General features: G+C 44.4%; 10 protein-coding genes. 7 read left to right on the top strand and 3 right to left on the bottom strand.

The features are described 5' to 3' along the window. Positions 1-89 precede the first annotated feature (89 nt). The 4 genes from folA to glsB all read left to right on the top strand — a co-directional run bounded on the left by folA (position 90) and on the right by glsB (position 2,626). The gene (gene folA / locus JJQ94_RS20535) at positions 90-581 is read left to right on the top strand and encodes a type 3 dihydrofolate reductase (protein WP_367302666.1); all 492 of its coding nucleotides are present in this window, start codon (positions 90-92) and stop codon (positions 579-581) included. Positions 582-660: 79 nt separating this feature from the next. Continuing rightward, positions 661-1,032: a DUF3718 domain-containing protein gene (locus JJQ94_RS20530; RefSeq protein ID WP_010607605.1), complete on the top strand. Its 372-nt coding sequence runs from the start codon at positions 661-663 to the stop codon at positions 1,030-1,032. 233 nt (positions 1,033-1,265) lie between these two features. Next, the gene (gene hpf, locus JJQ94_RS20525; protein ID WP_010374586.1) at positions 1,266-1,622 is read left to right on the top strand and encodes a ribosome hibernation-promoting factor, HPF/YfiA family; all 357 of its coding nucleotides are present in this window, start codon (positions 1,266-1,268) and stop codon (positions 1,620-1,622) included. 86 nt (positions 1,623-1,708) lie between these two features. After that, the gene (gene glsB, locus JJQ94_RS20520) at positions 1,709-2,626 is read left to right on the top strand and encodes a glutaminase B (protein ID WP_099030449.1); all 918 of its coding nucleotides are present in this window, start codon (positions 1,709-1,711) and stop codon (positions 2,624-2,626) included. Positions 2,627-2,709: 83 nt separating this feature from the next. Here the strand turns inward: glsB and JJQ94_RS20515 are convergent, their stop codons facing one another. Continuing rightward, the gene (locus JJQ94_RS20515) at positions 2,710-4,014 is read right to left on the bottom strand and encodes an inosine/guanosine kinase (RefSeq protein WP_010374590.1); all 1,305 of its coding nucleotides are present in this window, start codon (positions 4,012-4,014) and stop codon (positions 2,710-2,712) included. A 259-nt stretch (positions 4,015-4,273) separates the two neighbouring features. Between JJQ94_RS20515 and tadA the strand changes: the two genes are divergently transcribed. Beyond that, positions 4,274-4,774, top strand: a complete 501-nt coding sequence (gene tadA, locus JJQ94_RS20510) for a tRNA adenosine(34) deaminase TadA (protein ID WP_099030450.1) — start codon at positions 4,274-4,276, stop codon at positions 4,772-4,774. On the opposite strand, the gene JJQ94_RS20505 is transcribed toward tadA, so the two are convergent. Together JJQ94_RS20505 and mltF are read right to left on the bottom strand one after the other, a co-directional pair. Then, entirely contained in the window at positions 4,771-4,953 is a 183-nt protein-coding gene (locus tag JJQ94_RS20505) for a hypothetical protein (protein ID WP_010374594.1), read from the bottom strand. The genes tadA and JJQ94_RS20505 overlap by 4 nt on opposite strands. A 129-nt stretch (positions 4,954-5,082) precedes the next feature. Further along, the gene (gene mltF / locus JJQ94_RS20500; RefSeq protein ID WP_099030451.1) at positions 5,083-6,513 is read right to left on the bottom strand and encodes a membrane-bound lytic murein transglycosylase MltF; all 1,431 of its coding nucleotides are present in this window, start codon (positions 6,511-6,513) and stop codon (positions 5,083-5,085) included. A 201-nt stretch (positions 6,514-6,714) separates the two neighbouring features. On the opposite strand from mltF, the gene purL reads away from it, so the two are divergent. After that, positions 6,715-10,599: a phosphoribosylformylglycinamidine synthase gene (gene purL / locus JJQ94_RS20495; protein WP_099030452.1), complete on the top strand. Its 3,885-nt coding sequence runs from the start codon at positions 6,715-6,717 to the stop codon at positions 10,597-10,599. A gap of 111 nt (positions 10,600-10,710) precedes the next feature. After that, complete coding sequence (locus JJQ94_RS20490) at positions 10,711-13,263, top strand: intermembrane phospholipid transport protein YdbH family protein (RefSeq protein WP_099030453.1); 2,553 nt, start codon at positions 10,711-10,713, stop codon at positions 13,261-13,263.

Raw genomic sequence — 13,263 nt, 5'->3', positions numbered from 1 at the left:
GTAGTTCCGTTGAAGATGATATACTAATCAAACATCTTGCATGCTAATTGTGTGTATAAACTAATACTAAAATACTATAAAGGTGCGTTGTGGTAATTTCAATGATAGCTGCGATGGCAAATAAGCGTGTTATCGGAAAAGATAACGATATGCCGTGGCACTTACCTGCAGATCTTCAACATTTCAAAAAGGTTACGCTAGGTAAACCTGTGATTATGGGCCGAAAGACATTTGAGTCTATTGGTAGGCCTCTTCCTGGTCGTAGAAACATAGTGATATCCAGAAATCTTGACTATACTCAAGAAGGTATTGAAGTCCTCGCTTCACCTGAAGCCGCACTTAGTGCTGTTAGGGGTTGTGACGAAATTATGATAATTGGTGGTGGTCATATATATGACATATTTCTGCCTTATGCTCAGCGGCTCTATTTGACCTTCATCGATTTAGAAGTTGAAGGGGATACTCAATTTCCTGACTACGAGCAAGTTGCTGAATGGGAAGTGCTTGAAACTGAGTGTAACGAACCTGATGAAAGAAATAACCATAGTTATAAATTCGTAACTCTGAACAAAAAACTATGAGTTTCTTGCTAACAATTGTTTAGGTTGCTAAAATATAGCCAGTTATATGCTACGAATAAAGTATTAAAGGGTCTGTGTAATGAAATTAACTACCGTGCTACTGTCAGCTTCTATCGCTGTTGCAGCTTTTTCTTTCAGCAAACCAGTAAGTGCAAACGATCAGTTGGCGCTTTCTATATGTGAATATATCGCTGCGGACGATAAAAACCGCATTCGTAACGCTTTGAAAACATCGCGCCTTAAAATGCGTAATGTTTACGATGCAATCCAGTGCAACGGTAATAACTTACTAAGACATGCAATTGCTAGCAACGCAAACGATGCAGGTGAATACATTATTAAAAGTATCCCAAAAAGCGCGTTAGAAGACGGTAAAGATTTAGCATGGGCAGAGTCAAACCACGGTGGTTCAGCATTGATTGCTGTAATCAAAGAGCGTGCAGGCCTTTAATTCTAAAGTTTACGCAATATGAAAAGAGCCCTTACCTAGGGCTTTTTTTATGCCTGAATTTTCTAATAAACCTAAACTTGAGATTAATTACCGCGTAATTTTTCCAGAACTGTTTTTTTGATTAGAATCAGCTTCTTTCCAATTTTTGTAATAAATTTCTGCTAGGGCTCTTGAGAAATCCAGCAATCGTGCCAATACTATTGTTAAGGGTAAACGCAAAAGAAGGATTGCATATGAAGATTAATTTATCTGGCCATCACGTAGATGTAACCGATGCTGTTAAAAACCACGTTCATGAAAAGTTTGCCAAGATCGCTAACCATTTTCCGTCGTTGTTATCCCTAGACATCATCGTCAGCAAAGAACACAAACAATTTTACACGGAGATAAGTACAAACTACGCTGGTAGTCGAATATCGGTAAAAGGTGAAGACGAAGTGATGTATCCTGCTATTGCTAAAGCGTCTAAAAAGCTGGATGCAGCCTTGAAGCATCGTAAAGGTCAATTAAAAGCTAATAAACATCAGAAGCCGGTGAGTACAACGCCACCAATTGCGCACGAGATTATTCAAGAAATGGAACTGAAATAACCTTAGTTTCAGATAAACATCAGGCCCTACGGGGCCTTTTTTGATACACTTCTCCAATCATCCTAGCTAGCCTTAATTACGAGCATATGCCAAATTACCAAGAAATTTTAGAACAGGCTGCGCAGCGAGTTCAACCGTTGTTACGCCAAGGCAAAGTTGCTAACTATATTCCCGCTTTAGCTGAGCAGCCATTAGAGCAGTTTTCTGTTTCATTGCATACGGTAGATGGCGAAACTTATTGTGCCGGAGATACTGAAGCTAGATTTACAATTCAATCAGTGTCCAAAGTAATGACATTGACGCTAGCGCTGCAGCGATATGGTGACGAACTTTGGAGTAGAGTAGGAAAAGAACCGTCGGGCACTGCTTTTAACTCCTTAACTCAGCTTGAGTTCGAAAATGGTATTCCAAGAAACCCATTTATAAATGCAGGTGCCATTGTAACTTGTGATGCGCTTTACTCTCGTTTATCCGCTCCAATTCATACCATGCTAGAAAGCTATAGAGCGATGTCTGGTAACGACAAGCTGTGTATCAATAAGGTTGTGGCACAGTCTGAATATGATCACAGATATAGAAATGCAGCGATGGCTTATTTGATGAAGTCATTTGGTAATTTCAACAATGAAGTCGAGGATGTGTTGTGGTCATATTTCAATTTTTGCGCAATTGAAATGAATACCACTGAGTTGGCAAAGTCATTTTCGTATCTTTCTAGTCAAGGTTACTGCAACTTATCAAAACAGCGGATACTTACCAAAAAACAAACCAAGCAAATGAACTCGCTGTTGTTTACGAGTGGTCTTTACGATGCTGCAGGTGACTTTGGTTATCGAGTAGGAATGCCTGGCAAGTCGGGTGTCGGGGGGGCAATAATCGCTATCGTGCCGAATCGTTTTACGATTTCGGTATGGTCGCCAGGGCTTGATAAAGTTGGTAACTCTTTGGCTGGGATCGCGGCATTAGAATATCTATCCAATGAACTTGGTACTGCTATTTTTTGATGCAACGTTATATACAAACTACATAATATAAAAATAGCGACCGTAGTCGCTATTTTTACCAATCCTAAACAGGCTAAGGACCGTTATTGTTCCCAGTATGATTGCTCTAGTGAGTCTTCACGCTCAGGTAGGCCTCGAGATAGCCTTGGAGAGTGCTGAACGAGTACCTCGTAGCTTGCACGGTTTGCATATTTGCTTATCTGTGCCAAAGATGAGTATGTAATTGCACTTTGCTCATGCTTTGCCGAGTTTGGTACATTCAGCTTATGGTATTCATTGGCGCAAATATCATGCAGAACAGCGGCAAGGGCGCAGTCACCGGCACCATTAGTATTCTTGATGATATCCGGTCCACCCATATAAGGAGCGGTATGGCTGTATGCTCTGATCGGCTGCTCACATTGGGCTTTTTTCATGGCGCGTGAGAATTCGTAGCGATTAAATTCAGGAATAGCGCCAGGTAGCAACGGGTATTCAGTAACACGCTTGCAGCTGTCATCAACATAACCCGCCATAAATAGCCCTTTAGGACCTGCAGTACAAATGACTAGATCAACCCAATCCAGCGCTTTATCCGCGGCGAGAAGCGGATCGCTAAAGCCTGTGATCGCCTCACCTTCTTCTTCGTTCATCGCCAGGATATCAACATGTTTAGCAACGAAGTCAGCCCACCATTTTGGATCTTGTTCAATTAAGAACTTAGTGCCAAGTGTTAATACTACGGGGATGCCAGCATTATTGGCATACTCAACCGCCTGCATCGTTGCTTGTGTCATGGTTTCGTCGCCACTCGTACGCATCAAATAAGCACTGATCACTAACGCCGATGATTCTTCGATAAGCGTTTGGCAAATAGACTCAGGACGTAGGTGGTTCATTAATCCTGCACTGATAGCAAAAGTTCGCTCACCACTGTCATCAATAAGTGTAAAGCAACGACCTATTGGGCCATCAACTGGCTGCAAGTAGTCCAGATCAACTCGGCTTGAAGTGTTACATAAAAATTTATAGGCGTAGCTGCCGATTTTTATGTTTTCACTCATCACCCCAAGCAGAACTGAACGGTCATCTGCTAGCACCGAATAGTTGTGCATGGTGTTACCTATGGTACCGCCGGCAAATTCATAGTCGATCATGTCATCACGTTTTAGCCTATCATAAAGGGCGTTGGTGACATCATTGTCTATCACTTGTGACATACCACGCTGTAAGTGGAATTCATCAAGAAAAGCTTGATCCACTTTCGCTTCGATATCAACGACGATTTGATCTATACCACAGATATAGCTCCTTTTTAGCCGATCATCAGCGTGTAACTGGTTAATAAGCGGATCTTTATCTTCCACCGGAAAATAGTGTTTATGCCTACGGCGTCCCGGAAATTTCATATTCTACCCGTGTGTTTTTGAGCTTACGAAATAAAAAAAGCGGCGAATTATAGCGTAAATCCAACCCTGTGAGCCACGGCAAAATTGCGAAAATTATCAATAATGTCCGCAAAATATTAAAAAGATGTAGGTAACATCCTGAGTTTGCTTATAAAAGCTGCTGTATTGGTGACTATGATTATTTAAGAATAGCAGCTTAACCAGAGCTCTGCTGGAGGTGATATACTCCATTTTAGGTGAAGACGACAATAAAATTACCATGTCAGAAGTAAAAGATGATCAATATTGGATGAAAGTGGCGCTAGCCTTTGCTGACAAAGCTGAAGCCGAAAACGAAATTCCTGTCGGTGCTGTTGTAGTGAAAGATGGTGAAATGATAGCTGCGGGTTGGAACCGTTCAATTACCTGTCATGATCCTTCGGCTCACGCTGAAATGATGGCTATTAGAGAAGCTGGCAAAGTCGTTGAAAATTATCGGCTGATTGATTGCACTTTATATGTGACGCTTGAGCCATGTCCAATGTGTGCCGGTTTACTGGTCCATAGCCGCTTGAGCCGAGTGGTGTTTGGTGCCTCTGATGCAAAAACGGGCGCGGCTGGTTCGATAATGAATTTGCTACAGCATGAAAAGCTCAATCACCAACTAGAAGTTACATCGGGCGTACTGGGTGAGGCATGTGGCGAAAAGCTGTCTGCATTTTTTAAGCGCAGACGGCAAGAGATTAAAGCAGCAAAAAAGTTGAAAAACGGTAGTACTTAGGGCTGTACTACCGCTGTGGCTGTTTTCGCGTCCCTTTGCTCTTCCATTTGAATTAGCGCAAAAATACGATGGCGCAAGAGCATTTTGCGGTGTGCATTTTTCATCATTACACGGCGGCGATTTGGCGACGTGTATTTGGTGTTACGTTTAAATTGATGATTCCGACGTCTTCTCAACATAGAACCTCCGAATGTGAGAGATTAGGTGGGGGTAACGCCCCCAAATATTAATTTAGTATAAATACGCTATGCCTATGACAGATTTATGACCTTTTGAGGCATTTATCAAGCCAGTTTAGTAAATATAAATTACTGTTGCTTCTCGACTTCACTGGCTTTGTCTGGATTATCAACCGGAGTCGTTTGCGAAGAGGCTTTACTGCTGTCAGGTAGGAGTGCACCGTTGTCTTCCAACCACACTAGTGCATCATAATAGCGGCGAATATTATCTACATACGTTACCGCGACATCACCACGAGCATATCCATATCTTGTATTTCGATAGTAGCGCTTTTTAGTAAGTAGTGGTAGTCGTTTTTTAACGTCTGCCCAGTTATTCGGATCGCCTCCTTGATCTGCAGTAATGTTACGCGCATCTCGTACATGTCCCCAGCCCACATTGTAAGAAGCAAGGGCAAGCCAGGTACTATCGGGCTGCTGTATTTCTTCAGGCATACGGTCAAATAAAATACGTAGATATTTGGCACCACCTTCAATATTTTGTTGGGCATTGAGGCGGTTTGTCACGCCAACTTTTTTAGCCGTAGGTTGTGTTAGCATCATGATGCCACGAACCCCAGTTGGAGACTTAGCTCTGGGATCCCACATCGATTCTTGATAGCTGACCGCAGCCAGCAAACGCCAATCGATATTGTGCTGTTTCGAATAACTTTTAAACCACTTGAGATAGGTTGGTAAGGTACTATGTACAGCTTCGACAAAGGCTAAGGTGTTTACATAGTTAAACTCTTCGATATGACCAAAATACTTCTCTTCGAGCGTGGCCAAAAAGTTGTTTTGTTGTACCCGAGCGAAAAATGCAGGCAGCAACGCATATAACGAATCGTCTTTTTCGTTACGCATCATCCACGCCACATGTTCATCTTTAGTAACTGAAAACGCAATACTGACCGTCGGGTGGTAGCGTCTAAATAGGGCCAGTGAATGTGAGTCTGTAATGGTGTAGTCAATCTCTCCATCAATGATGGCCTGAAGCAGTTCTTCCTCACCTTTATCTGAGACAACCTCCCAACTCAAATGAGGATGGCTTGTTTTAGCCTCTTCAAGAGCAATAACATGATTGCTGTGCGCAAGTACGGTAATTGGCACTTTAATATCATCAAAGTCCCTAGGCCACTCTCTCCCTTGTTTGTACACGAGTTTTTGACTGATCATTCTATACGTTGGACCAAAACGATATTGCGCTGTTCTTGATGGATGAAAGCTCACGGCGGAGGCGACGATGTCTAAGTCTCCGGCATCTAGCCTTGCAAATAACTCATCTAAGTTAAAGTAAGGAACGATGTGTAATTCAACGCCAAGCTCATTGGCAAATTCACTGGCCAGTTCATACTCAAACCCTTGTTCTCCAGTGGTGCCTTGGTAGTAGTTTCCCGGACCCGCGAGCGTGCCAACACGTAATACCTTATTTTGTTTTATATGTTGCAACTGATTAAGAGGGGCTTTGTCGCACCCAACTAAACAGATGGCAACAAAGCACATAAAGACGTATTTAAACATGAACCAGGCTCTCTTTTGTGCTCGAAATCTCAACTTACCGCAGCAAAATCATAATTGCAAAAGCCGAATTAACTTAAGGTAATGATAGATTTGCATGATATTTTCTAGTTTTGACAAATTAGTGTTAATTCCGCGCGCTATTTCCACTATAATGAGCGCCCAAAGATATCGTTCAATCCTTAACCCCGGATGAAAATACCTATGTTAATCCTACGTGGTGCACCTGCACTTTCAGATTTCAAAGTCCAAAAGATCCTTAAAACCTGCGCTGCAGCTCAATTACCAGTTACCAATGTTTATGCCGAGTACATGCATTTTGCTGATCTAACGGCTGAGCTTTCAGAGGCTGAGTTAACTAAGCTAAACAGCCTGTTAAAGTATGGACCGACTATTACGGAGCACACGCCAGAGGGCAAACTGATCTTGGTAACACCAAGGATCGGAACTATCTCTCCTTGGGCTTCTAAAGCGACAGATATTGCAAACAACTGTGGTCTTACGCAAGTACACCGTGTTGAGCGTGGTATTGCTTATTATGTTGAGGGTGAACTTACACAGGCTCAGTTCGAAGAAGTTGCACAGTTACTTCATGACCGCATGACCGAATCTGTTCATGCAGAGCTTGATGATGCAGCTAAATTATTCCGCACGGAAACGCCTCGCCCAATGTCTTCAGTGGATATTCTTGGCGGCGGCCGTGAAGCACTCGCGGTTGCGAACGTTGAGCAAGGCTTTGCACTTGCCGATGATGAAATTGACTACTTAGTAGAAAGCTTTGAAAAGCTTGGCCGTAACCCTAATGACATCGAACTGTTCATGTTCGCTCAAGCAAACTCTGAACACTGTCGTCACAAAATTTTCAACGCTGATTGGACTATCGATGGTGTAGAGCAGCCTAAGTCGCTGTTTAAAATGATTAAAAACACCTACGAAACCAATAGCGACAACGTACTGTCGGCGTATAAAGATAACGCAGCGGTAATGGTTGGCTCTAAAGCTGGTCGTTTCTTTCCAAATACAGACGGCGAATATGCTTACCACGAGGAAGATATCCACATTCTGATGAAAGTGGAAACACACAACCACCCAACGGCTATTGCACCATTTTCTGGCGCATCAACAGGTTCTGGTGGTGAGATCCGCGATGAAGGTGCAACCGGTCGTGGTTCTAAGCCAAAAGCAGGTTTAGTTGGCTTCACGGTTTCTAACCTTCGTATTCCGGGTTTCGAGCAACCTTGGGAAACTAACTTTGGTAAACCAGGACGCATTGTTAATGCATTAGACATCATGCTTGATGGCCCACTTGGTGGCGCTGCATTTAACAACGAATTTGGTCGTCCAAACCTATTGGGTTACTTCCGTACTTACGAAGAAAAAGTAGAAAGCCACAATGGCGCGGAAGTACGTGGTTATCACAAGCCAATCATGATCGCTGGTGGTTTAGGTAACATCCGTGAAGATCACGTGCAAAAAGGCTCAATCCCTGTAGGTGCTAAGCTAATCGCACTTGGTGGTCCTGCAATGAACATTGGTCTTGGCGGCGGGGCTGCTTCATCAATGGCATCTGGCCAATCAAACGAAGATTTAGACTTTGCTTCTGTTCAGCGTGAAAACCCTGAGATGGAACGCCGTTGTCAGGAAGTGATCGACAAATGTTGGCAGCTTGGTGATGATAACCCAATTGCGTTTATTCACGATGTGGGCGCGGGTGGTTTATCAAATGCATTTCCTGAGCTTGTCGACGACGGCGGCCGTGGTGGTAAGTTCCAGTTGCGTAACATCCCGAACGATGAACCTGGCATGGCACCACACGAAATCTGGTGTAACGAGTCGCAAGAGCGTTATGTATTGGCGGTTGCAGCTGAAGACTTTGCTCGCTTTGAAGCAATTTGTAAGCGTGAGCGCGCACAATATGCGGTAATTGGTGAAGCGACAGAAGAGCGTCATCTAACAGTAGCGGATAGCCACTTTGATAATAATCCTGTGGACCTGCCACTAGACGTATTACTTGGCAAGCCACCTAAAATGCATCGTGACGTTGAGTCAAAGCGTGTAGTGGGTACAGCATTAGATACAGCTGGTATTGAGCTTGAAGATGCAGCTAAGCGTTTACTTCGCCTACCAACGATTGCTGAGAAAACATTCCTTATCACGATTGGTGACAGAACCGTAACGGGTTTGGTTGCACGTGACCAAATGGTTGGCCCTTGGCAGGTACCAGTCGCTAACTGTGCGGTAACGGCGGCAACTTACGATACTTACCACGGTGAAGCGATGTCGATGGGTGAGCGCACCCCTGCGGCACTACTTAACTATGGTGCATCGGCTCGTCTAGCGGTGGCTGAAGCGTTAACCAATATCGCTGGTGCTAATATCGGTAGCCTAAACAACATTAAGCTTTCGGCAAACTGGATGGCGGCTGCGGGTCACCCAGGCGAAGATGCGGGTCTTTACGAAGCGGTTAAAGCGGTTGGTGAAGAATTATGTCCTGCATTAGGCCTTACAATCCCAGTTGGTAAAGACTCAATGTCGATGAAGACTCAGTGGGATGAGAATGGCGAAGAAAAGTCTGTGACTGCGCCATTATCACTTATCATCACTGCATTTGGTCGTGTTGAGGATATTCGCAAAACAGTAACGCCTGAGCTTCGTACTGATAAGGGTGAAACCAGCCTATTCCTACTTGACTTAGGTGCTGGTCAAAACCGTCTTGGTGCCTCAAGCTTAGCGCAAGTGTACAAGCAACTTGGCGACAAGACACCTGATGTTGACAGCCCAGAGCTGTTAAAAGGCTTCTACAATGCGGTACAAGCATTAGTTGAGTCAGGCAAGCTTATCGCTTACCACGACCGCTCTGACGGTGGTCTATTCACCACTGCTGCGGAAATGGCGTTCGCAGGCCACACGGGTGTGAGCATTGAATTAGATGCGCTGCAAGGTACAGACTTAGAAGTGCTATTCAATGAAGAGCTTGGCGCAGTATTACAAGTTCGCAATGACGACATCGCTGCGGTTGAAGCGGTATTTGCCGAGCACGGTATTGCTGATATTGCACATCGCATCGGTACGCTAAACGGTGAAGACAAGGTTATCTTTACTCGTGGCGGTCAGGCAGTACTTGAAAATACTCGCACAGAGCTTCGCACTATCTGGGCTGAGACAACTTACCAGATGCAAGCACTACGTGATAACCCAGATTGCGCGAAGCAAGAGTTTGACGCTAAGTTCGATGACAAAGATCCGGGCCTTAACGTTAAACTAAGCTTTGATCTAAACGAAGATATCGCAGCGCCTTACATTGCAAAAGGGGTGAAGCCTCAAGTTGCCATCTTGCGTGAGCAAGGCGTTAACTCACATATCGAAATGGCGGCAGCATTTAACCGTGCTGGCTTTGCGGCAATCGACGTACACATGAGCGATATCCTTGAAGGTCGCTTAACGCTAGAGCAATTCAAAGGCCTAGTGGCATGTGGTGGCTTCTCATACGGTGACGTTTTAGGTGCTGGTGAAGGCTGGGCTAAATCAATCCTATTCCATGACTCAGCACGCGAGCAATTCCAAGGCTTTTTCCAACGCCAAGATACCTTCAGCTTAGGTGTATGTAATGGTTGTCAGATGCTTTCTACATTGAAAGAGCTGATCCCTGGCACGGAAAACTGGCCACGTTTTGTCACCAACAAGTCAGAGCGTTTTGAAGCGCGTTTCAGCTTAGTTGAAGTACAGCAAAGCCCGTCAATCTTCTTTGATGGCATGGCTGGCTCTCGTATGCCAATCGCGGTATCACATGGTGAAGGCCATGCTGAGTTTGCAAGCGAAGCGGCGGTACAAACGGCACTGAATTCTGGTTCAGTTGCTGTGAAGTTTGTTGATAACTACGGTAATCCAACCACTCAGTACCCAGCTAACCCGAATGGCTCTCCTGCTGGTATTACGGGCATGACGTCAACAGACGGTCGTGCAACGGTGATGATGCCGCACCCTGAGCGTGTATTCAGAGCTGTAGCAAACTCTTGGCACCCAGATGAGTGGCAAGAAGATAGCCCTTGGATGCGTATGTTCCGCAATGCGCGCAAGCTAGTAGGCTAACGCGACATATATTTGAAAAAGGTCACTTCGGTGGCCTTTTTTATTCATGGCTCGATAATTATCTATCGGGTACACTGAGAGGGAAATACCAATCATATTTTAGGGATACGAATGAAAAAATGGCTTTGGAGCTTAGTGTTGATACTCAGTGTTTTAGTGGGTGTTTACCTTGCCAGAGTTCCTTTGTCGCTCTGGGCCATTAAACATTTTATACCCGTTAATGAACTTCAGGTCAGTTGTCTTGACTGGCGCTTGTCGGGCTTCAATCGTATCCATATTACAAAAGCATGTGTGCGAACAGATGCGTTTAATGCCCAGCTTTATGATGCGCAACTAAGCATGCAACAAGTCAATATTGAAAAAGCGGACATGCAACTTCTTCCGCCCAAAAAGTCAGATGCAACTAAGCCACAGCGCCTTGCATTGCCACTCGACATCACCAGACCCCAAGTGCGTATTGCCGAGCTTTCCATATCTGGCGAGCCATTACCAAAACCTCTAGTTGTGTCGATTTCGGAATCCGAGCTGAATCAATTTGTAGTAGCAGGTGACATCGCTGCAGAAGTCACGTTGCAGCCAGAGCGTATTGCTGCAAATATTGACCTTAGTGGCGAGTACCTCAGCGCTTTGTTACCTCCTCAGATCCAAGCCCTTTCAGGAACTAGCCAACTTGAATTCGATGGTCTAGCTATGGACACAGAGCTAGAACTTGAAACTTTAGTGGCGCTTGAACAGGCTGAGTGTAAAGGTACCGTTGCGTATATAGGCGCTGTGTCAGGGCGGTATGATTTAGCCACGCAGCAGGGGAAGATAGCACTTGCCGAGCCGATTTCAGCGAAATCAACGCTTGATTGTCTTACTTTTGAATATAGCAAACTGTTACCGACCACTTGGCAGCTTCGTATACCGAGTGAAATTACTATTTCTGCGGATTCAATCGCGACAGATTTACTTGAAGTGACAGGTAAAGATAAACCGTTACAGCTTGAAGTTAACGAGTTGGCAGTCGACTTAACTGAGCCTTTCGTCAATGGTGATATTCGCCTTGAACTTTCCGATGATAAGTGGGGCGCGCATACACTGGCTGGAGCGCTTAGTGCGCGGCCAAATTTTGTTAATATGAGCGGGGAAATCACAAGTGACCTTCAAAAGCTTACACTGCAAGATGTTATTGCTGAGAATCTCGAGCTCAATAGCCGCTTCAAAATATTGGGTGATCCAACCGAGCTAATTACAGTTGAGGCTCAGCCGAGCATATTCTCAACCCAGTTGTCGACATCAGGCTTAGTGATTGATAATCCATCTTTGACGCTTGATTTACATGCGCAGCTAGATGTGCCAAAACTCAAAAGTGGACATCTACTACACAGAGTCTTACCTGAAGGAATGAGTTTTGCGATAACGCTTGATTCAAAACTGCAAAACCTGAGTGTTGAGAATGTAACAGCAAAACAGAGTGCATTGAGCGGGCGAGTTGTGCTTGAGCCTACACATGATTTTGATATCAACCTCACCTTAACCAGTGCACAGATACAACAGCAGAGTTATAAACTGAATGAGTTTGCGCAGACACTGCACTGGCAAGGCTCAGTCGCGACCGGAGAAATCTTTTCAACCTTGTCGGGCAATACTAAGGTAGCAGAAGTTAACTTAGCTGATCTCAGTATGAAAAACGTGAGCATTGACAGCAAAGGGCAGCAAAGCCGCGGATTGATGGCGTCACATGTGATTAATATTGATGGTGTAAAGGCGTTGCTTGAGCATCAATATTCAAGCTTAAAACATCCAGCACAATTACATGTGCCCACACAGCAGCTCACTCAACTTCAGCCATATATTGACGCGCTTTTACCGAACTTAAAAATTACCCATGGTAACTTCTATGCAGTACTCGAAGGGGATTTATCCACGCGCATATTTACCTTAGATGGGGGCATTCAAAACGGCTCTGCGTTATTTAATGAACGGCTTATTCAAAATGCAACGATTGATGTCTTTGGTCTATTAAGTTCAGCTAATATTCAACTCAAGCCAACCACACTGAGTGTTGAAGAGTTGAGAGCTGGTGTTATCGTTCAAGCAATAACAGGCCAACTACTCAGCGAAGCAGGCGTGGCTAAACTGAAAGATATTAACGCACAGGTTTTTGCCGGTAACGTGGGGATTGATGAAGTTAGTTTGGTCTCAACGCCGCAGGTCGTTCAGGTATCGCTAGATAAACTGAGTTTGGACCTTATTGCCGCCTCTGGGCATGATGCAGGCGTTGAGCTGAAAGGGCTAATCTCAGGGATATTACCAGTGCAACTCTCTTCATCGGGTGTGCGAATTGACTCTGGTCAAATACACAGTGTTGGTGAAGGACTGTTAAAGGTTGAAAACAATGCATCAATTAATGCGCTAAAAGAGCAGCAACCTAGCTTACAAACGGTGATCGGTGTACTTGACGAGTTGACCATTGAGCAATTGAGTAGTGGCGTAAATTTAAGTGAAGACGGCTGGTTGGACTTAGATGTTAAAATTACAGGAATTAACAAACGCCAACAACAACCAGTAAACTTTAACTATACACACTCAGAAAATGTGTTTACCTTATTACGAGCCCTACGCTTGAGCGACGAGATTACGCGCGAAGTGGAAAATGCGTTAAATAAAGAGGAGCGTTAG

The organism is Pseudoalteromonas sp. GCY (assembly GCF_016695175.1).
Lineage (GTDB): Bacteria > Pseudomonadota > Gammaproteobacteria > Enterobacterales > Alteromonadaceae > Pseudoalteromonas.
This window is presented reverse-complemented; position numbering and strand designations above follow the sequence as displayed.

Excerpts from the sequence above, each read along its gene's own strand:
- JJQ94_RS20530 (WP_010607605.1), top strand. The coding sequence starts at position 661 with ATGAAATTAACTACCGTGCTACTGTCAGCTTCTATCGCTGTTGCAGCT.
- hpf (WP_010374586.1), top strand. The coding sequence starts at position 1,266 with ATGAAGATTAATTTATCTGGCCATCACGTAGATGTAACCGATGCTGTT.
- glsB (WP_099030449.1), top strand. The coding sequence starts at position 1,709 with ATGCCAAATTACCAAGAAATTTTAGAACAGGCTGCGCAGCGAGTTCAA.
- JJQ94_RS20515 (WP_010374590.1), bottom strand. The coding sequence starts at position 4,014 with ATGAAATTTCCGGGACGCCGTAGGCATAAACACTATTTTCCGGTGGAA.
- tadA (WP_099030450.1), top strand. The coding sequence starts at position 4,274 with ATGTCAGAAGTAAAAGATGATCAATATTGGATGAAAGTGGCGCTAGCC.
- JJQ94_RS20505 (WP_010374594.1), bottom strand. The coding sequence starts at position 4,953 with ATGTTGAGAAGACGTCGGAATCATCAATTTAAACGTAACACCAAATAC.
- mltF (WP_099030451.1), bottom strand. The coding sequence starts at position 6,513 with ATGTTTAAATACGTCTTTATGTGCTTTGTTGCCATCTGTTTAGTTGGG.
- purL (WP_099030452.1), top strand. The coding sequence starts at position 6,715 with ATGTTAATCCTACGTGGTGCACCTGCACTTTCAGATTTCAAAGTCCAA.
- JJQ94_RS20490 (WP_099030453.1), top strand. The coding sequence starts at position 10,711 with ATGAAAAAATGGCTTTGGAGCTTAGTGTTGATACTCAGTGTTTTAGTG.